Source organism: Bacillus sp. Root131 (assembly GCF_001429475.1).
Taxonomy (GTDB): Bacteria; Bacillota; Bacilli; order Bacillales; family Bacillaceae_G; genus Bacillus_A; species Bacillus_A thuringiensis_S.
The window spans coordinates 2,494,854-2,515,184 of sequence record NZ_LMJQ01000001.1 but is presented as its reverse complement, the minus strand read 5'-3'; the positions used below and the strand labels follow the sequence as shown (position 1 = coordinate 2,515,184).

Genomic DNA, 20,331 nt, shown 5'->3' with positions numbered 1-20,331 from the left:
GCTTCTTTTCAACAATTGTTGTGGACTCTATTATAATATTCTAGTATTTGTCCAAGATAATTCATCCCTATTTCCGTATTTCAGTATATGAAGAGGTTGTGAATATGACTCATATCATTGATTATTAAGCTACTCAACCTATAAGTAAAACTGATGCAACAACTTTTGCAATCCCCTCTTCTCCAAACAAAGTAATTCTAGCAAATTTGAAATTGAGAATTTCAAGTAGAGATTCACGTAATAATCGAGTAGAATTAATAGCTACAGTTGGTGTAGAAGGTATAACTGAGATTTCACAAGTTTTATTCCGAATTTTCCTTGATAACATTGAAATTTTCAATACACAAGTAGGTATTGAATCAACAAATTCTGAACAATTTTACGTACAAACATTCCAAGCTACAGACCAAAACGTTAGCAGTGGAACACACGAATATTCATTAACTGTAGAAAACCTTATTAGTAGTGCAAGTACAGAAGTTGCTGGTCCTCTATCTTTTAGCGCTTTAGCTATTGGACAAGAGCGTAAATATTGCTAATTGAAATTAATGTTTAATTTTGTACTTTGGAAAAGCAAGACGTAGTTATACGTTCTTGCTTTTTTATATTTATCCTTACTTTCTATTAGCTTTAATCATGAATTTTTTACGTTTTGCTTCATTTATTTCATCAATTAATACATCAAATTTTTTACAAATCAAAAAGATTGAAATCCAATTATGAAACACGTAATATAGACTCTGACTCTAAAAAAGTTCGTATAAAAATACTACATAAATAAGGAGGTTTTATATACGAGTTTTTCATTTTAAAAGACGGAGAGGTTTTATGTTATGTGGCGTAATAAAAACGTTTGGATTGTTTTAATTGGGGAGTTTATTGCAGGTCTAGGATTATGGCTTGGTATTCTTGGCAACCTTGAATTTATGCAAAAATATGTCCCTTCTGATTTCATGAAATCAGTTATATTATTTATCGGACTATTAGCCGGTGTTCTAGTTGGACCTATGGCTGGCCGTGTCATCGATCAGTATGAAAAGAAAAAAGTTCTTCTTTACGCTGGGTTTGGTCGAGTTTTAAGTGTTATTTTCATGTTTTTTGCTATTCAATTTGAAAGTATCGCATTTATGATTGCATTTATGGTTGCTCTTCAAATTTCAGCAGCATTTTATTTCCCTGCATTACAATCTGTAATTCCACTCATCGTACGTGAGCATGAGTTATTACAAATGAATGGTGTACATATGAATGTTGGTACAATCGCTCGTATTGCAGGTACTTCACTAGGTGGAATTCTTTTAGTTGTGATGAGTTTACAGTACATGTATGCCTTCTCAATGGCAGCATACGCCTTATTATTCCTCTCGACTTTCTTCCTACAATTCGAAGACAAGAAATCAACAACACCAAGTAAACAAGCTGCAAAAGATAATAGCTTTATGGAAGTATTTCGTATTTTAAAAGGAATTCCTATTGCTTTTACAGCACTTATATTAAGTATCATCCCTCTATTATTTATAGCAGGGTTTAATTTAATGGTTATTAACATTAGCGAAATGCAACATGATCCTACGATTAAAGGGTTCATATATACAATTGAAGGTGTCGCATTTATGTTAGGTGCCTTCGTAATTAAACGTCTATCTGATCATTTCAAACCCGAAAAATTACTATATTTCTTCGCAATTTGTACTGCTTTTGCACACCTGTCATTGTTCTTTAGCGATATAAAATGGATGGCTCTTACATCATTTGGTTTGTTTGGGTTTAGTGTTGGCTGCTTCTTCCCTATTATGTCGACAATTTTCCAAACGAAAGTGGAAAAAAGTTATCACGGTCGCCTCTTCTCATTCCGTAATATGTTTGAGAGGGTTATGTTCCAAATCGTCTTACTTGGCACAGGGTTCTTCTTAGATACAATTGGGTTACAATATATGGTTCTCATCTTCGGAGTCGTTTCATTATTGATTATTTCTATTTCCCTTTCTAAGCAGAAACATTATGAAAAACAGCATTCACAATCTGCGAATTTATAAAATAAACAAAGAAGTATGGATATAATATTGAATCCATACTTCTTTGTTCTATAATACGCCTATTTATTACGTTTATTGAAATTACCTAAAGGAGTATCCCCCTTTTATTTCGAATAGATTATAAAGAGTACTCTTTATAAAAGGAGTGGTAAAATGTCTGATGGCATTGAAGTATTTATTGTCCTGCTCTTTGCAATTGCTCTGTTTAGCATCCTAAACTTTTTAGCCATTTCCTTATCTGGACATAGTTTAAAAAAAAGAATCGTGGCAGGTTTCATATTTTTACTACTGACTCCCATTGTCTTTTTGACTATCGCAACATTTGCTTCTATATTCGATAAAGCAGGATTTGGCGCAGGTACGTTAGCCTTTATGATCGCAAGCGTATATATATTAAATGGAATAGTGCTTCTGCTTTCCTCTTTATTTATCCTCAAAAAAGATATAACATAGGCTATGGTACTAGCATGAATCTGACTTTACACTAGATTCATGCTTATTTAATTTCTCCTAAATTTTTATATGAAATTAAATAATTCTTTAAAAAAATTTAAACTTTATTTATTATAATATCCCTATCGTATTCGCACGTTTATTCAAATTTAAAAGAAAGGAGCACAAAATGAAAAAGGTTCTACTTACAATTCCTATACTAATCATCCTACTTAGTGGATGCAGCAATAACGATATATACGGTTCTTGGGAAGTCGTTGACAATAAAAATGGTGAATGCCCTGTATATTATAAATTTGAAACAGTTGTCAAAAAAGAAAATAAAGAGGAAATTGTGCAAAATTTAGTAGAAATGCAAACCACAAAGAATAAAGACGATTTATATAAAGGCTCATTTGTCAAAAATTCTAATGTATATCACATTGATTATGGTAATTCATTTACATCAGAGCAAACTTTAAAAGTTGCCGACGGTACATTAAATGTATACTTTTTGACAGCTGAAAAATTATGCACGTATAAAAAGAAATGATTATATTTCAGAGGAAACGCAGAAAATATTTTCTGCGTTATTTCACTTTAGAAATCTTCCACAAATACTTAATAAAAACTATAAAATAACTTAAGTTATATAAAATGAATCCTATAATAGACATTTCAATTAACACGTCTACGCTATTTACATCGATACTTTTCAAAATAGGCTAATACTTCCTCTAAATTTGTCAATCGTTTTAATTTTCATAAAAAAATGATAAAATATAAACATGTGTTTTCAGAATAATTAAAAACGCAGAATGAAAGCACTGTTTTAGGAGGGGTTTTGATGACTTACACGTTAGCAACTAGAATGAAAGCATTCCAATCTTCTATATTTAGTGAATTAGGAGCCTATAAAAAAGAAAAAATTGCAGCAGGTCATAACATGATTGATTTGAGCATCGGAAATCCTGATATGCCGCCCGCTGATTTTGTAAGAGAAACAATGGTACATACAGCGAGTGAGAAAGAGAGCTACGGGTATACATTATCAGGTATTCAAGAATTTCACGAAGCTGTAACTGAATATTACAACAACACTCATAACGTTTTATTAAATGCGGATAAAGAAGTTTTATTATTAATGGGTTCACAAGACGGGCTCGTTCATTTACCTATGGTTTATGCAAATCCAGGTGATATTATATTAGTTCCTGATCCAGGATATACAGCTTATGAAACAGGTATTCAAATGGCTGGTGCAACATCTTACTACATGCCTTTAAAGAAAGAGAATGATTTCTTACCAGACTTAGAAGTCATCCCTGAAGAAATTGCCGATCAAGCGAAGATGATGATTTTAAACTTCCCAGGGAATCCCGTTCCAGCAATGGCCCATGAAGATTTCTTTAAAGAAGTAATCGCATTCGCGAAAAAGCATAATATTATCGTTGTCCATGATTTTGCTTATGCTGAATTTTATTTCGATGGTAATAAGCCAATTAGCTTCCTCTCTGTACATGGTGCTAAAGAAGTTGGCGTAGAAATCAATTCTTTGTCAAAAAGTTATAGTTTAGCAGGTAGCCGTATTGGATATATGATTGGAAACGAAGAAATTGTTCGTGCACTTACTCAATTTAAATCCAATACCGACTACGGTGTATTTTTACCAATTCAAAAAGCGGCATCTGCAGCACTAAGAAATGGCGCTGCATTTTGTGAGAAAAACCGCGATATTTATCAAGAACGGAGAGATACTTTAGTCGATGGATTCCGAACATTTGGTTGGAATGTCGATAAGCCAGCTGGTAGTATGTTTGTCTGGGCTGAAATTCCACAAGGATGGACTTCTCTAGACTTCGCTTATGCATTAATGGATCGTGCGAATGTCGTTGTTACACCAGGTCACGCATTTGGACCTCACGGAGAAGGCTTCGTACGTATTGCACTCGTTCAAGATAAAGAAGTGTTGCAACAAGTTGTTGAAAACATTAGAAATAGCGGCATTTTCGTCCTTGAAAAAGTAAATGAATTAGTTAAAAATTAGTTCCCACTCCCCTGCTTAACTTTAGCAGGGGTATTATTAATTGGAGGTACTTTCATATGCATATTAAAGACACACTTCCCCATCGTTATCCATTTTTAATGATTGATAAAGTAATAAATGTAAAACAAGATGAATTCGTTACAGGATATAAACTCATTACAAATAACGAATGGTTTATAAACGATAGTCACAAACATATGCCTCATATGTTAATTGTAGAAGCACTTGCTCAGCTTAGTGCATTTATACATACAAGTGATTCTGAAGGACTAGGATTTCTCTCCTCTTTAGATGGAGTTGAATTCCACGGAAAAGCATATCCCGGTGATAAACTTGATTTACATTATGAGCTAACGCGCAATCGCCGAGGTTTTATTCTTGGTAAAGGTATTGCAACTGTAAACGACCAGCCTATTTTAACTATAGAAAAACTATTAATATATCAAGCAGATTAAAGTGTTCCTTATATTAGTTGGAAATATCTATTCTCAACCAATTAAATAAATAAGAAAATATATTACGTAGTTAGGAGTAGGGAAATGGAACGTACTATCGGTATCGATGCTGGAGGCACATTAACGAAAATAGCTTATTTTAACGAAAAAAAGCTATTAACTTTTGAAAAATTTTATTCGCATGAACAACATAAAATAATAGATTGGATTAAAAGCAACAATGGCATAAAACAAATATGTATTACGGGTGGTAAATCGAAACTATTACAGCAACTGCTTACAAGTTCATATAAAATAGTAGAGCTAAACGAATTTAAAGCTACTCTTGCAGGTGTCCAATACATATTAAAAGAAGAAAAACATGCTATACGCAATTTTATTTTAACCAATATCGGTACAGGTACTTCTATCCATTACGTTTATAATGAACAATATATTCGCGCTGGTGGAACCGGAGTTGGCGGTGGGACTATTATGGGACTTTCAAAATTGTTAACAAATATAGATCATTTTGAAGATGTAATCCCTCTAACAAAAGTAGGCTCTAGAAAAGAACTAGATATTACGGTTGGAGATATTTATGGTGGTATTCTTTCCCCTATCGATAATAACTTAACTGCTAGCAACTTCGGAAAAGCAGCCATTACAGAATCAAATAATAGTAGCTCCGATATACTAGCTACTGTGCAAGGACTTGTCGGTGAAGTCGTTACTGCACTAAGCCTTCAATTCGCCGAAACAAAAGACATTGAACACATTATTTATATTGGTTCAACTTTATGTAATAACATACAACTTCAACATATTATTAGTAGCTACACCGAATATCAAAATAAAACACCAATCTTTTTACAAGATGGTGGTAATAGCGGTGCAATTGGTGCATTACTTCATGCTACGAAATAAAAAGCTGACTTTTGTCAGCTTTTTAGAAATGGCACTTCAAATTCAATAATTGATTCCCCGTTCTCTCCAATTCGCTCCACGCTTATTCTATCAATCACACAATTTAACTTCCCATGCAAACTAGGAATCTCCTTCACTACTTCAGCAGCTAATTCGGCACTTTCTTTTCTTCCGACTGTTACATGCGGGATGTATGGAATATCTTCTTTCAAAAATTGTAATAATGATCCTGCATTCTATGATAAGAAATTTTGTATACTAACTCCATCTTCTCCCCTCCATTATTTCAACTGGCTTACTGGATATTTAGCAAATAAAGATTTCCGAAAATCTTTATCTTCCACAAGCATTTTAATTTTTTCTTCATTGCCGTTAAAGAACTTTATAACTTTATTTTTATCCCATATATCTTTTTCTTTTGGAAAATCATCGAATTCCCTATGCAAAATTGATAACATTTCTTCCCTCGTTATCTTAAAGTTTTTATTTTCTATTTGAAACTCATAAGCTTTTGCGTTTGGTACTAAAATTACTAGATAGGTAGCATTAAAGAGAAAATTCTTCTTCATCGTATCTTTCTCATCAAACCAATACGTCTCAATCATTTCTTCTGTAAGAGCTCCACTCTCTTTTGCACCATAGTTCACTTTTATATTTTCATTTTCTAAACTTATACTTTGAACTGTTCCACCACCGGATAAATGATTAATAATTGCAACCACATCTGAATTATTACCAACGTATGTCCCAGTATATTTCTTAAAATCATCTGACCTAACATCATATATATCTTTTATTCTTTCTCCGTTAGAACAAGCCGTAATGAATAAAAAAATTGTTAGCATAACGATTATGTTATGATGCATATATTTCATTTAGCATCCCCCATTTTTATCGATATTTCGTTAATTACAATATTTACTTTCAAATCCCTTTTTAAATATACGCATTTTAATCAAAATTAAAAATTTTCATTTTTTATGTTTACAATTATCCATTAATTGTATATACTTACTAACGTAAGAAAAAAATTCTAAAAGGAGGTCGAAGGAAATGATGAAATTACAATTACATGCATTAACTTTAGCGTTAACTGCACCTGTGTTTTCTGGACAATTAAATATGAATTCGACCACCCTAATGGAGAATTGAAAATCGTACTTTATTTCATTTAATTCATAAATTCGCCACAGGAGGTCGTATACTTTCCTGTGGCTTTTTCACGCCCCGCCATAGGAGAACTGTATCTTCCTGTGGTTTTTTTGCGCGGTTTTTTTAGTCTCTTACATTATTTTTCTAAGAAAGGAGCAACATTCAATGACTATTAGCGTATTGTTTTTAAGTATTACGATTCAAAGAAATACAATTTCCAAAGATGAAATTCTTCATAATGAGCAAATTGAAAAAGCTATGAATGATGTTAAGGAGCGCCAAGCACTTTACTGTGATCACCTGTAATTCCTTTTCGAAAGGAGGAATTCATTTATGACTTTTCATATTTTCTTTTTTACGACTGTGCTTCAAAAAAATACTTTATCTGAAACTGAAACCATTCGTAAACAACAGTTAAAACAACTGACTGATAAAATAACTGACATTAAAAGTTCATACTACACTCAAATGTATTAAAAATATATTTTAAAGGGGTAATATATTCATGAAATTTAAAGCATTCTTTTTAACAATCACCATTCAAAAACGTAAGCTTTCACAGAAAGAGATTTTACGTGAGCAACACATCCAAAACATTATGGACGAAGTAAAAGAGCGCCAATCTTCTTATTACACTCGTCTTTTCTAAATCACTTATAAAGGGGTAATTATCCAATGAAATTTAAAGTATTCTTTTTAACCATTACCATTCAAAAAAATAAATTTTCTGAGTCTGAAATGCTTCATGAACGACAAATTAATCAGGCTATGGATTCTGTAAAAGAAAGACAAAGTCATTACTGTAGTCATCTGTAATTCCAATTCGAAAGGAGGAATTCACATATGAAGTTTCACCTTTTCTTTTTAACGATTACGATTCAAAAAGAAACAATATCTCAAAATGAATTAAAACAAGAAAGACAATATAAACAAGTTATTAATGAAATTCGAGATCGTAGAAGCAAATACTACACTCACCTTTAATCGTTTAACTATATAGAATTGAAAGGAGTCGATTTTGATGTTGATAGCGCGCTGTAAGGAAATGATTTGGATAGTTCAGAGGGATTCCACATAGTTTTATAGAGCCTTATATCACACAAGTTCATCACTGAATTTGATGTATAAAAAATATATAATAAAATCAAATCAACCCACTTTTAATTATTTTTTATAAACAAAAGATACACCACTTAAAAAGCGGTGTATCTTTCTCAGGTTTTACTAATTCCGATTACTTCTCTTCGTCTTAAACAATCTCACTAAGTTCGAAACAACTGTTTTTGTTACTGCATAAACTGGTACTGCTAAAATCATTCCGATGATTCCAGCAAAGTTACCTACCCCTAAAATTAGGATAATAATTGTTAATGGGTGGATGTTTAATTTCGAGCTCATAATACGTGGTGAAATAATATTACTTTCAAACTGTTGTACAATTGTTACGATAATAATTACGTACAATGCTTGCATCGGAGATACGAACAGTCCTACAATAACAGCTGGCGCTGCCCCAATAAATGGCCCTAAGTTAGGAATGATGTTTGTAAATGCTGCAATAATTCCTAAAACGAAAGCGTACGGTAAATCGATAATTAAATAACCGATAAATGTAAACGCACCTACAAATATACAAACGAGCGCTTGTCCTTGAATATATGCAGATAATGTTTCGTTCGTTTCCTTAATGATACGAAGCCCCTCTTCACGGTAAGACTCTGGTAATAAACTTACCGCTTTTCCTGGAAAGGCATGTCCATCTTTAAACATGTAAAATAAAATGAACGGTACAGTAAATACAACTAATGCAACGTTCGTGATAATACCAAATAAAGCCGTTGCACTCGACGTAATTGTATTTGGTATATCTTTTAAGTATTCAATTGCATTTTTTTCAATTGTTTCAATGGAAACGTAGTTTTGTGTAGATAACCATTCAAACAACCTATGATGTGATAATTCTTGTATGTATACTTTTCCCTCTTTTATGTAGCCTGGCATATTTTTTACTAAGTCCATTAGCTGTTGTGAAATCGTAGGAACAACTACTCCAACGCCAACCGCAGTTAATGTTATGATAAAAAGATATAACAGTAATATCGCTAAATTTCTAGGTACTTTTTTATTCTCCAAAAAGATTAATACAGGATTAAATATGAAGTATAAAAAAAGCGCGATTAAGATTGGGAAAAATAATGTTGATATGAAGATACCAATCGGTTGAAATAAAAATGATATTTTTGTGCAAATAAATATGATTCCTACAACCATTAGCACTTCTAATGTCCAAAAGTGCACTTTTGATTTCAAAAAAACGGCCTCCTTTAAACTAGCACTTCTCTTCATTGTACCAAAATAAGTATGAATTTCACATAATATTTTCCTTTACAATATTCCAAAATACCGATAAATACACTACAATGAGATTACATACAAATTTGCAGGTAAAGGTGATAAAAATGACACAATGCATCATTTGCAGAAAAGATACGAAAGAACTTAGTGAACAATATGTCATTCCAGAAATATTATGTGGATATTATTTCACAAACTCAATTTGTGATACTTGTCATGAACAAATGACAACAAATATCGATCGCCCTTTAATTAGGCATAAATTGAGTCAATTTAAGATTGAACAAATGAAAAGACAAATTGATTCCCCACTCTATACGAATGAGCACGGTGAGGAACTTGCGGCTGCTGAGACTGATGTTGTCGAAGTAAGCGACGAGATTCTTTATTCTAATGCATTAATTATGAAACTATGTAAAAAGCACGATATTTCCTTACATAATGAAATTTGGAAAGAGGAACGTGTAACGAAAGTAGCGAGTTCTATTCAACGTGAATTACTATTAGATAACCGTAAATATAAAATGAGTGTATTAAAAATGGCTTATACATTCGCTGTACAAGCAGTTGACGGCTACTTTGAAGATCAAGATGCAATTGATATTTCTACCATTCTCTCCAATGCAGATTTCGTGGAACTAAAAGAAAAAAGCATTGTACGTGATTTAAGCAAAAGTTCTTTATGGAATACGCTAAATACAAGTAGTGAAAATCATTACTTTATTTTACTTAGCGATAAAGACGGCCTGTTTTGCTTCATTCGTTTGTTTGATATCTTTGATGTTGTCGTTCATTTATCAGAAAAAAGATTTGACCTTCCATCGCCGATTGTCGGTGTAAATAATGTGAATACGCAGAAATTTTATGTCCAAAGTTTAAAACAGTATATGGATGGGCTGTTTAAAGAAAAAGCACCTACTATATAACAGAAACCAGAACATACGGTCTCCTTTCTTGATGAAAAGACACTGTGTTATAATGAGTATGAAAAGAACAATACAATCACATAAACCAATTATAAATTGTATATAAATAAAAAAGACTAGTGTGCGGCTACACACTAGTCCACGTAACTTAGCAGATTGGATTGTTCATTTATCCTATTTGTTTCTTACAAACAAAACAACCCACATTCTATAAGCATAGGTGGGTTGTTATTTTTTGAGCTTGTCTATTAAAACGACGACGAACGTTAACAATGCAACGAGAAACAGTCCACCTTGCAGTAGCAACGCTATTTCACTCACGTATTATCACCCCCCTCCTACTCGGAGAAGTGATAATTGAACAACCAACCGCACCTTAAGTTACCCTTTAATTTTACCATATTTTCTAATAATTTACGATGAAAACCCGCAAGCGAATAACTTGCGGGTTTTTTATCCCGTATTAACAGGCAGTAAACAAAATAAAGCAATAAATAGGTGAAACTTTATTTCTCACTATTTTTTTAATGCATATGCATCAGCAATCATTTCACCAACCATTTTATTTTCTTCTTTCTTCTCGTTTTTCAATAATGGGAATAACAATTCTGCCACTTCATACGCTTCTTCTAAATGCGGATATCCTGATAAAACAAACGTATCAATTCCTAACGATTCATATTCTTTTATCCTTTCTGCTACTGTATGTGGATTGCCTACAAGTGCAGTACCTGCCCCACCTCTTACAAGTCCGATTCCAGCCCATAAATTAGGGCTTATCTCTAACGACTCTCTCGTACCTTTATTTAAATGTGTCATCCTCTTTTGACCAACCGAATCATATCTTGCAAATGTCTTTTGAGCAAGCTCAATTGTTTCATTATCCACATATTGAATTAAACGTTCTGCCTCTTCCCACGCTTCTTCTTCTGTTCCTCTTACAATTACGTGTAATCTAATGCCAAATCGTACTGTACGGCCCTTCTCTTCTGCAAGTTTTCTTACTTCTTCTATTTTCTCTTTCACTTGCTCTGGTGGCTCTCCCCACGTTAAATATACATCACTATGTTCAGCTGCTACTTCTTTTCCAGCAGCTGATGATCCTCCGAAATATATAGGAGGATATGGTGTTTGAACTGGCGGGAATACAACTTTACTATCTGTAACTTGAATATGTTTTCCTTCTAAAGAAATCGTTTCACCTTGCAATGTCGATTTCCAAACTTTTAAAAATTCATCCGCTGCTTCATATCTTTCATCATGCTCAAGATATAATCCATCTCCTTGTAGTTCAACTGGATCTCCTCCAGCTACTACATTAATAAGTAGTCTCCCATCTGAAATTCTATCAAATGTAGATGCCATCCTCGCTGCAACTGTAGGTGACATTAGTCCTGGTCTCACTGCTACTAAAAATTTTAGTTTTTCTGTTTCAGCAGCAAGAGCTGAAGCTAACACCCAAGGGTCTTCACATCCTTGACCAGTTGGAAGTAAAACACCCGTATATCCTAAATAATCAGCTGCCGCAGCAACTTGCTTATAATAACCATATTCAGCTGCTCTTCCTCGTTTTGTCGTTCCTAAATATCGACCATCTCCATAAGCCGGAATAAACCATAATAATTCCATACCTTTACACACCCCTTATTTATTTTGAAACGTATACTAACAAATTCTATATAAATTACCCCTAATAATTTATATGTTAATTCCTAGTCTCACCTTTAAAATTATCTCGCCATCTTAAAAACTTCACTTCTAATAAACGTACTAGAGAGTCAGAAAACTTCCCAACAAATGCAAAGATAATTATGCCGACAAATACGATATCTGTATTTGAAAATTGCCTTGCATCCATAATCATATAACCAATACCTTCTGTAGATCCCATAAGTTCTGCTACTACTAAACTCACCCATGCAACACCTAACGATAACCTTGCTCCTAGTAAAAGGTTAGGCAATGCAGATGGTAAAATTAGTTTCGTAATTAGTTTTCTTTTGCTAAACTCTAACACTCTCGCAACATCAAATAACTTTGAATCCACACCTCTAATACCTAAAAATGCGTTTACGTATAAAGGAAAAAATGCACCATCTGCAATTAATAGCACTTTCGATGTTTCACCAAAACCGAACCATAATACGAAAAGCGGCGCAACAGCTAAATGAGGTACAGTTCTTAACATTTGCACAGATGGGTCTAAATATTGCTCACTTCTCGTTGAAAATCCAACAATCGTTCCTAAAATGATTCCTAAGCCCCCACCAATAAAGAAACCAGCCGCAGCCCTGAATACACTAATACTTAAATGGCCGAATAACTCTCCTGTTTTAATAAGCTCTTGGAAAGCTAGAAAAATATCTAATGGTGTTGGTAAAACTGTTTTAGAAACAAGACCGAATACGCCAGCCAACTGCCAAATTATTAATATAATAACCGGTATAGTAATCGCCCTTACTAAAACTTTTACATTTAACTTTCGTACCTTCTTTATGCCATTTTTCTTAATCGTTATACTCGCTGGTTTCATAACAGCTTTCGTATTTTCCACTTTACAAAACCTCTTTTCACTTCGCTTTCAATGCTTTTTCTACGAAAGAATTATCTACAACTTTTTCCGTCTTAATTTCTTTCTTTATAGAACCGAGCTTATATTGAAAATCCGCTGTCTTTTGTTGTTCTGCTATTATTTCCTTCGTTACCGGAACTAAAATTGGTTTGTCGTGATTAAACACTTCTTTTACAATCTCTGCATCTATCTTTTTTACAGAAGTGTATACTTTTATTGCTTCATCTAAGTTAGCATCTTGCCATACACGTGCTTTCTCATAAACTTTGAGGAATTTCTCAACTAATTCTGGATGTTCTTTCGCAAATTTTGTCCTCGTAATTAAAAATTCTGGTGAAGAGACATTTAATGTTTCACCGTCTGCAATCACCTTCGCACCTTTATTTAACGTATGTAATGATATGAAAGGGTCCCAAATCGCCCATGCATCTACTGATCCTGATTCGAATGCAGGCTGCGCTTCATCTGGTTGTAATTGAATGACATTTACATCTTTTGCATCAATACCTTCTTTATCAAGTGCTCGATACAATAAATTAAAGGCACTACTTCCTTTTGCTACTGCAATTTTTTTACCTTTTAAATCCTTTACACTCGCAATCTTGCTATCTTTTTGAACGAGAATTCCAGTTCCTTTTCTCGCATAACTTGTATTGGCGATTTCGGTAAATCCAATACCTGCTGCTTGCGCTGAAATGACCGGAGAATTCCCTACTTCACCAAAGTCTAACCGGTTTGATGCGATTGCTTCAAAATAAGGAGGTCCACTTTGGAACTCTGTCCATTTCACTTTAACTCCTTCTTTTTTAAACTCCTCTTCAAACCATCCCTTTTTCTTTGCTAGTAATAGCGGGCTTAATCCTTGCTGTATACCAATTTGTATTGTTACATCTTCTTTCTTACTACTTGCTGTACTTTTTTCGCATCCTAATAAACATACTGATATAGCTAAAGCAAAAGAAAGAACTTTAAATTTTTTATACATATAAAATCACCCTTTTCCTATATACTTGTTTGAATCAATCCTCCATATTCAAACTGCTGTAATACTTTCGTTCGAAGTTGTTGGAACGATTGAGAAGTTTTATTTCGCGGATAAGGCAAATTATTTTCAATCACTTTATGTATTTTCCCTGGTTTTGCACTCATAATGATGATTCGGTTTGAAAGATAAATCGCTTCGTCTATATCATGTGTAACGAATATCATTGTTGTTTTTTTCTGCTCCCAAATATTTAGCAATACTTCTTGCAAATGACTTCGAGTAAAAGCATCCAGCGCTCCAAAAGGTTCATCAAGTAATAATACATTCGGATCTCTTAATAACGCTCTCGCTATCGCAACACGTTGTGACATCCCACCTGAAATTTCTTTCGGATACGATTTTTCAAAGCCATCTAAACGAACGATTTCAACCCATTCTCTCACCTTATCTTTCACATACTTATCTTTTAACGACAAATCTGCCGCTATATTTTCTTCAACTGTTAACCATGGAAAAAGCCTATGTTCTTGAAAAATAAAACCTTGTTTCTTACTCGGTTTTAAGATAGACTCCCCGTCAATAACAACTTCCCCTTCAAAATCATTATCTAGACCTGCAACAATTTTTAGTAATGTACTTTTTCCACACCCACTCGGACCAATTACTGTAACAAAATCCCCTTTCTCTAATTGAAAATTAATATTCTCTAATACTTGAACAGTACCAGTTTGTTTCAAAAAATATTTTGATACCCCATCAATTGAAACAGTCATTTCTTCCCCTCCTTAAAATGATTCATATAAATGAACAGATTCAGTATTTGTGCAATAAAAAAACCAAAGGCATTTTATCAACAGATAAAATGCCTTTGGTTTCTCCAATCAGCAATACGTTATGGAATTAAGTACATATTATACAAATATTTCCGATAAGTCAACTGGGTTTTAGCGAACATTATTTATTTTTAAAGATATCAGCAGTCCCTTTTATTATTTTTGGAAGGAACGTTTTAATTGTATCCATTAATATATAAAGAGCTTCCTTCACATAACCACCTTCGAAATTTCCTAATGGTTCTGGTAATTCATCCTCATCTAATATGAAGTATTCTCCATTTGGAAGTACCATAATATCGATGATTAAATCTTCGAAGGAAACCACTTCGTCTTTTATTTGTGTATTTTTTACGATATTAAAATAGGAACCTAAATACTTCCCTTTTATATCTCTCCATACGTATAAATTGTACGGACAATCTTTCCAGTAATATGCGATTGTATAACTCCCTTTTGGGATTGTTAACTTAGTATCATTTGCAGTCATTGTAAATGAATACTGCACCTCGTGAAATAAAACGATACTTTGTGATTGCTTTTCAAGTAATAAACAATTGTGATCTACTATTGTTGAGTTATACCGGATTTTTCTTTCTATAATTTCACTTTTCGATGTAAGTAACTTATTCATTATTTTGTTTCCCCTTACACTAGTTCTATCCTCAATTATATCCATTTATATAGTGATAAAGAAGTATATAGTTTTTTATATAATGATTTATACAAGAAAAACTCCTTCTTATTTAGAAAGAGTTTTTCACTTCTAACGGAAGTTTATTTGTTTTTATGTAACTAACAGCACTATTACTCATGTTTTAACTTTTCCTTAACCGCATCATAAAATTTTCGTTCTTCATCAACATTTAAGTGCACACGACTTACTGTTTTAGAAAATCCATATAACAACTGTGCTTTCACTGGCTCTTTTAATGTTATTTCAAAAGTAGCAGGTTCTTTTATGAACTCCATAACAGTTGCATCCAATACCTGTTTCCCTTCTTTTGCCGTTAGCAATTCATCCTTGTAGAACGCAATATTATCAATTTGTGTAAATGATATAACAATTTTCTTTCCTAATCCAATTTGAATGATTACTTGTTCTTCTGTTACGATAAGTGGATTTTTACGCATCGCTTGTATTTCAGCTATAAAATAAATCATCGCGTATACATTTAAAATAAGTAAAATCCATGCTATTACTGGATTCCACTGGTGTAGCAAATAATGAAAACCAATACTTTCTATTAAGGTCGCATGGATGATCATGATATATACACCTATTGCACCAGTCTTTTTGTGATATGAGTATACGTATTCACCTTCTGGTACTTTTTCACGCCACGATAAAAATGCATAATAGATTAACTTACACTCCGTTACAATGATATCTATTAATTTATTTCTTTTCATAGTAGCGTCAAACGCAGCATCAATTGCATAAGAAAATGAAGAGTACTCACTTTTATATTCTTTATATTTTTTTATTATGGTAGGAAGCTTTCTAACAATTTTATATAGAAGGAATAACTCTAAACATACAAAAGCAATTTCTCCTGCAACTATAATATAAGAAACGTATGAAAAATCTTGTAAATAGTCACTTGGAATAATAAATCTTGCAAAAATATAACCAGCTATTACAACAGGAACTATATACGTTAACGAGTACCTTTTTCGAATAATGAAGAAATACGTGATGATTGGAATGACAAACATGCAATCTAATAATGACCCAAGTACAACTTCTTTCGGCGCAGCTGGTACTATTGGAAGAGCATACAATAAATAGTTTGATAGCATAATTAAAGAGACGAGTCCAATCCAAATACCTTTTCGCCTTCGCGATAGTGTAACATTCATACGTTCACTCCTTTATTTAAAAACCTCATTTAAGTGGTCTTTATAAAATGAAATGGCACGTTCAAATTCTTTTACTTCCTCTACTTTCACGACAGTTTCAAGTAATAATTTCATCGCTGACTCGTGATCGTTTACGTTATATTTTGCTAATGATAAAAATACTTTCATCGGATCGTTCTCTGGGAATTTTTTCACCCCAGCTTCTAATACTGTAATTGCCTTTTCATATTCCCCTATACAACGATATGTACTTCCTAGACCAATATAAGCACCGCAAAGGGATTCGCCATCAAGTCCATTTGCGATTGCCTGCTCATAATACGGAACTGCTTCTGTTTCTAGCCCCATTACATCATGTATCCACGCACACTGATACAGTACTTCTGCATCCTTTGTAAAGTTTGTTAATCCTATAAGCATCTCTTTAGACTGCGCATATTTCTTTTCGTTTCTAAGTTTAATAGCTTGCTTTAATAAATGTTCCATAGAATCCACTCCTCACCAATTATTCTGTGTATAGCTCTTGATTGATATACGCTTCACATTCGTGTAAAAGTAAAATTCCCACCAATTAAAGTTTCGCTTACTTATTACTATGCGGATTCATTCTTATCTAAAAACTTAATTTTAAAAAGCAGTGACACGATTACATAATACCTCTAAGCTTTTGACAATTTCTTTCGCTGTTTCATCTTTCCCATTACACAACTTCCCTTTACCATCTTGTCCAATTACATAATGCACAGCTCCGCGCGAATATAAAGAATGTGGTGAATTCGCAATCATTACATTCGCCCTTGCTTCTTTCATTCTATTTTTCGCTCTTTCAAACAGTTCTTCTTCATTTAAATCACTTTCAAGTTTAAAACCAATAAGTACTGTTTCTGGGTCCCATTCTTTTATTTGTTTTAATACTTTTGGAGCCTTTTGAAAGTGAATAATCGGTGCAATATCACTTGAAATTTTTCCGTTCATATTAAGAACATTACCATCTTGATCACAGATCTTCTCCACAATCCAATCTGATCCAGCCGCTGCCATAATAACCGCATCAACCTTTTCATGTGTGATGATACTTTTCATTTTATCTTGTAAATCAACAATCCCTTCAAATGGATGTAATTCTAACCCTCTATGTACATCGCTCGGTTTCTCCGCAAAATAACCGTGTAAATATATAACATGTGCCCCTTTAGCTAGAAGTTCTTCTGCGATTATCCTTCCGATTGTACCTTTAGCCATATTCGTATGCCCGCGTACTTGATCCCATTTTTCTAGACAACCACCGCTCGTAATTAATACCTTTTTCCCTTTCATTGTAACCATCCCTTACTAATTTTTCTTACGAAACCATTCTGTTCCAAAGTCAACTATATCACGCTGTTTCATTAGACGACACGTTGCATTCCCTATCTTCCCATTTTTTACAGTTCCTTTTCGCTCAAACTCAACACCAATTTCAACAAACTTCTCAGATTCGTAATCCATTTCAACAAACTCTTTCCACACTCTCTCACCGTTTTCTATAATAGGTGCTCCTACTTGTATTAACTCACATGCACCAGTACGCACCTCGGATAAATGAACAGACGTATTGGAATCATATCCAACACCAATTAATAATACGTACCCGTCTAAATCATATATTTTTCTTAATGGAGATTCTTCTCCAAAGCTCATTGATAACGAATGGTTCATTGTTATTTCTACTGCATGTTTTCCCCATGCAGCAAAACTTCCTAACGGATGATTACTACGTACTACATTCGGATATGTACGAAAACATTCAACTATTTCACCCATTCCCCTTGTTGGGGTTATACGTGAATCAAATGCCGGGACGTTATCTCGGATAATTTGCCACCAGTCTTCCGGTACAGGTGGTCTTGACCAATGTTTCGGATCGGATAAATCCGAAGATTGCGTTGGCATTATTATCGTTCCTTCTTCCGTAACAACTTTCATTAATGCTTCTACTACGGCAACCGCACCACCAGATATCCACCCGATAGAACTTAGTGATGAATGAACGATAATTGTCATTCCTTTTTCGATTCCTAATGCTTTTAAATCTTTTGTTATTGTTTCGATTGTATTTGGAAATTTTGTACTTGCTACTATATCATTCATTTTCATATTGGTTCCCCCACTAGCCATGTAAATTTAAACTTTTATATAAATATATTATCATATTTTTCTTAATTTTTAACTTAATCATATTCATTACTACAAAAATATGTATATTATTATACTGAAGACTCAAAACTCTATTAAAATCGTAGATAATGATGAACGAGAGTTTTTTGAAATGAAGAAAAATGTAGATCTTATTTTTTCAGACTATACTCCATATGCATATTTTTATACTATTTTTCCAAATAACAATGAAATCTTTCGATTTCCTTATATTTTTCTCCTAAACTTTTAACTCGAAAACCAATTCTTTTATAAAATTCTACCGCCCCATCGTCTGTCTCTGCTTCTATATAAGTCAATTGATATATTCTTACAACCTCTTTAATCATTTGCAGTGCAATTCCTTTTTGACGATAATCTGGATCCACTGCTATATGACATACTCGTGCTTTAGTTGCTCCGATTACTTCTATACCTATACAAGCTTTTTCTTCATATTTGTACAAAGTCCCTTTATTATTTTGATAAAGTAATACTGCTTTCTTTAAGCTTATTTCATTTGGACCGACGGCATATTGTAGCACATTTAATATTGAATCTTTTTCAAGTTGTTCAACAAGTTGTAAATTCATACTTTCATCCCTTTCTACGAAAAAATACTAGCTCTTAATAAAAAGAGCTAGTCTCATTACGCCGTTATTTTTTCTTCTTTTTTTACAACGACAGCTACATAACTATGAAGTATCATCCCAATAATAACGAGACTCATACCAATCCAAGATAATGATGACGGAATTGGTGCAGATAACCAGATCAGCTCTCCTACTAGCGCAAATAAAACTTCACCAGACTGCGTCGCTTCCACTGTTGCTAGTTTTTGTGGATCATCTTTCACAAGATCTGTTGCAAAGAAAAATAATACTGTCGCGATTAACCCCGAACTAACTGCTACAATAAAACATTGAAAAACTTGGCTACTTGACGGTAATCCGCCAGTTGATACTTCGTAACCAGATAATAAAAACCAAAATGGTAAACTTGCTAATGTCATACTGAGTACTCGCTGAAATACATCTAATTCCCCTTTACAAACTTGCATCATTTTTCGATTTCCAAGAGGATACGCAAATGCTGCAATAAGTACAGGAACTACACATAAAACGGTTTCACGAATACCTAATGAAGAAGCATGTTCTACTTGCATGAGAACAACACCAAATAAAATAATACCCGACATAACTAATTCCTTCATCGGAAGTTTTTTATGTAGTGGATCCACCGCAAAAAATGGTGTTAACAAAATCCCTGCAACGATTGTAATTTGCCATGTTGATGCAACAAGCCAACCTGGTCCGAACGCTCCAGCAAAACTAAGCGGTGCATAAAAGAGACCAAATCCAACGATACTCCATACTAACCATTCTTTCGGATTGTTTTTCATATATTGAAAGAGTTGCTTTAAGTTCCCTCTATACATAACAATAAGTAATAGCATTGGAACCATAAAATAATACCGTAATGATGCACTCCAAATCCAGCTTCCACCTTCTAAGTCCATTGCCCGGTTTAAAACAAAGGTAAAGGCAAAGAAAAATGATGCCAGTATCCCTATAACAATTGCTTTCATTGTAAA

Annotated in this window: 27 protein-coding genes and 1 pseudogene; 13 read left to right on the top strand and 15 right to left on the bottom strand. The window is 33.4% G+C overall.

Annotated features, from left to right (window positions below):
• The first annotated feature begins 140 nt into the window (after nt 1-140).
• The 7 genes from exsC to coaW all read left to right on the top strand — a co-directional run bounded on the left by exsC (nt 141) and on the right by coaW (nt 5,876).
• Nucleotides 141-539 carry an exosporium protein ExsC gene (exsC, locus tag ASE54_RS12585; protein WP_223837280.1) on the top strand — a complete coding sequence of 133 codons (399 nt, stop codon included), beginning with the start codon at nt 141-143 and terminating at the stop codon, nt 537-539.
• Between the two features lie 294 nt (nt 540-833).
• A complete protein-coding gene (locus ASE54_RS12580) occupies nt 834-2,036 on the top strand; it encodes an MFS transporter (protein WP_000269259.1) in 1,203 nt (400 codons plus the stop codon).
• 153 nt (nt 2,037-2,189) lie between these two features.
• Nucleotides 2,190-2,489: a hypothetical protein gene (locus ASE54_RS12575; protein WP_001279467.1), complete on the top strand. Its 300-nt coding sequence runs from the start codon at nt 2,190-2,192 to the stop codon at nt 2,487-2,489.
• A gap of 169 nt (nt 2,490-2,658) precedes the next feature.
• Complete coding sequence (locus ASE54_RS12570) at nt 2,659-3,021, top strand: hypothetical protein (RefSeq protein WP_000757024.1); 363 nt, start codon at nt 2,659-2,661, stop codon at nt 3,019-3,021.
• A 294-nt stretch (nt 3,022-3,315) separates the two neighbouring features.
• A complete protein-coding gene (locus tag ASE54_RS12565; protein WP_000222695.1) occupies nt 3,316-4,515 on the top strand; it encodes an LL-diaminopimelate aminotransferase in 1,200 nt (399 codons plus the stop codon).
• Nucleotides 4,516-4,571: 56 nt separating this feature from the next.
• Nucleotides 4,572-4,970 (top strand): 3-hydroxyacyl-ACP dehydratase FabZ family protein, encoded by a 399-nt coding sequence (locus ASE54_RS12560; RefSeq protein WP_000547637.1) that lies wholly within the window; start codon nt 4,572-4,574, stop codon nt 4,968-4,970.
• An 84-nt stretch (nt 4,971-5,054) separates the two neighbouring features.
• Nucleotides 5,055-5,876, top strand: coding sequence for a type II pantothenate kinase (gene coaW, locus ASE54_RS12555; protein WP_000442496.1), 822 nt, complete (start codon nt 5,055-5,057; stop codon nt 5,874-5,876).
• A 14-nt stretch (nt 5,877-5,890) separates the two neighbouring features.
• Here the strand turns inward: coaW and ASE54_RS12550 are convergent.
• A pseudogene (locus ASE54_RS12550) lies at nt 5,891-6,100 on the bottom strand (2'-5' RNA ligase family protein); the annotation flags it as partial.
• Nucleotides 6,101-6,157: 57 nt separating this feature from the next.
• Nucleotides 6,158-6,751 (bottom strand): DUF4825 domain-containing protein, encoded by a 594-nt coding sequence (locus ASE54_RS12545; RefSeq protein WP_000876530.1) that lies wholly within the window; start codon nt 6,749-6,751, stop codon nt 6,158-6,160.
• 442 nt (nt 6,752-7,193) lie between these two features.
• Here ASE54_RS12545 and ASE54_RS12540 point away from each other — a divergent pair, with 442 nt between their 5' ends.
• From ASE54_RS12540 to ASE54_RS12520, 5 genes are read left to right on the top strand one after another with little or no spacing between them, the layout of a single operon-like run.
• Nucleotides 7,194-7,334 (top strand): YrzI family small protein, encoded by a 141-nt coding sequence (locus tag ASE54_RS12540; protein WP_000156193.1) that lies wholly within the window; start codon nt 7,194-7,196, stop codon nt 7,332-7,334.
• Between the two features lie 27 nt (nt 7,335-7,361).
• On the top strand, nt 7,362-7,505 hold the full coding sequence (locus tag ASE54_RS12535; protein WP_000142731.1) for a YrzI family small protein: 144 nt from the start codon (nt 7,362-7,364) through the stop codon (nt 7,503-7,505).
• A gap of 28 nt (nt 7,506-7,533) precedes the next feature.
• Entirely contained in the window at nt 7,534-7,677 is a 144-nt protein-coding gene (locus ASE54_RS12530) for a YrzI family small protein (protein ID WP_000668963.1), read from the top strand.
• 26 nt (nt 7,678-7,703) lie between these two features.
• On the top strand, nt 7,704-7,844 hold the full coding sequence (locus ASE54_RS12525; protein ID WP_000669805.1) for a YrzI family small protein: 141 nt from the start codon (nt 7,704-7,706) through the stop codon (nt 7,842-7,844).
• A 27-nt stretch (nt 7,845-7,871) separates the two neighbouring features.
• A complete protein-coding gene (locus tag ASE54_RS12520; protein ID WP_000668498.1) occupies nt 7,872-8,012 on the top strand; it encodes a YrzI family small protein in 141 nt (46 codons plus the stop codon).
• Between the two features lie 240 nt (nt 8,013-8,252).
• Here the strand turns inward: ASE54_RS12520 and ASE54_RS12515 are convergent, their stop codons facing one another.
• Nucleotides 8,253-9,338, bottom strand: coding sequence for an AI-2E family transporter (locus tag ASE54_RS12515; RefSeq protein ID WP_000837893.1), 1,086 nt, complete (start codon nt 9,336-9,338; stop codon nt 8,253-8,255).
• Nucleotides 9,339-9,487: 149 nt separating this feature from the next.
• Between ASE54_RS12515 and ASE54_RS12510 the strand changes: the two genes are divergently transcribed.
• On the top strand, nt 9,488-10,309 hold the full coding sequence (locus ASE54_RS12510; RefSeq protein WP_000189714.1) for an HNH endonuclease: 822 nt from the start codon (nt 9,488-9,490) through the stop codon (nt 10,307-10,309).
• Nucleotides 10,310-10,537: 228 nt separating this feature from the next.
• Here ASE54_RS12510 and ASE54_RS36875 read toward each other — a convergent pair whose 3' ends face one another.
• The 12 genes from ASE54_RS36875 to ASE54_RS12455 form a co-directional block, all read right to left on the bottom strand.
• Nucleotides 10,538-10,630, bottom strand: a complete 93-nt coding sequence (locus tag ASE54_RS36875; protein WP_001289320.1) for a putative holin-like toxin — start codon at nt 10,628-10,630, stop codon at nt 10,538-10,540.
• A 195-nt stretch (nt 10,631-10,825) separates the two neighbouring features.
• Nucleotides 10,826-11,938, bottom strand: coding sequence for an FMNH2-dependent alkanesulfonate monooxygenase (gene ssuD / locus ASE54_RS12505; RefSeq protein WP_000422254.1), 1,113 nt, complete (start codon nt 11,936-11,938; stop codon nt 10,826-10,828).
• A gap of 76 nt (nt 11,939-12,014) precedes the next feature.
• Nucleotides 12,015-12,863: an ABC transporter permease gene (locus ASE54_RS12500; protein ID WP_000432136.1), complete on the bottom strand. Its 849-nt coding sequence runs from the start codon at nt 12,861-12,863 to the stop codon at nt 12,015-12,017.
• A 16-nt stretch (nt 12,864-12,879) separates the two neighbouring features.
• Complete coding sequence (locus ASE54_RS12495) at nt 12,880-13,866, bottom strand: aliphatic sulfonate ABC transporter substrate-binding protein (RefSeq protein ID WP_000276925.1); 987 nt, start codon at nt 13,864-13,866, stop codon at nt 12,880-12,882.
• Nucleotides 13,867-13,883: 17 nt separating this feature from the next.
• Nucleotides 13,884-14,639 carry an ABC transporter ATP-binding protein gene (locus ASE54_RS12490; protein WP_000218583.1) on the bottom strand — a complete coding sequence of 252 codons (756 nt, stop codon included), beginning with the start codon at nt 14,637-14,639 and terminating at the stop codon, nt 13,884-13,886.
• A gap of 181 nt (nt 14,640-14,820) precedes the next feature.
• Complete coding sequence (locus ASE54_RS12485; RefSeq protein WP_001037891.1) at nt 14,821-15,333, bottom strand: DUF402 domain-containing protein; 513 nt, start codon at nt 15,331-15,333, stop codon at nt 14,821-14,823.
• A 173-nt stretch (nt 15,334-15,506) separates the two neighbouring features.
• Nucleotides 15,507-16,562, bottom strand: coding sequence for a hypothetical protein (locus tag ASE54_RS12480; protein WP_001103388.1), 1,056 nt, complete (start codon nt 16,560-16,562; stop codon nt 15,507-15,509).
• A 12-nt stretch (nt 16,563-16,574) separates the two neighbouring features.
• Complete coding sequence (locus tag ASE54_RS12475; protein ID WP_000400637.1) at nt 16,575-17,048, bottom strand: tetratricopeptide repeat protein; 474 nt, start codon at nt 17,046-17,048, stop codon at nt 16,575-16,577.
• A gap of 141 nt (nt 17,049-17,189) precedes the next feature.
• A complete protein-coding gene (locus tag ASE54_RS12470; RefSeq protein WP_000676727.1) occupies nt 17,190-17,879 on the bottom strand; it encodes a phosphopantothenoylcysteine decarboxylase in 690 nt (229 codons plus the stop codon).
• A gap of 15 nt (nt 17,880-17,894) precedes the next feature.
• Nucleotides 17,895-18,692: an AAC(3) family N-acetyltransferase gene (locus tag ASE54_RS12465; RefSeq protein WP_127726076.1), complete on the bottom strand. Its 798-nt coding sequence runs from the start codon at nt 18,690-18,692 to the stop codon at nt 17,895-17,897.
• 236 nt (nt 18,693-18,928) lie between these two features.
• Nucleotides 18,929-19,330, bottom strand: coding sequence for a GNAT family N-acetyltransferase (locus ASE54_RS12460; RefSeq protein WP_001053229.1), 402 nt, complete (start codon nt 19,328-19,330; stop codon nt 18,929-18,931).
• A 56-nt stretch (nt 19,331-19,386) separates the two neighbouring features.
• Nucleotides 19,387-20,325, bottom strand: a complete 939-nt coding sequence (locus tag ASE54_RS12455) for a multidrug resistance efflux transporter family protein (protein WP_000644598.1) — start codon at nt 20,323-20,325, stop codon at nt 19,387-19,389.
• Nucleotides 20,326-20,331: the final 6 nt, after the last annotated feature.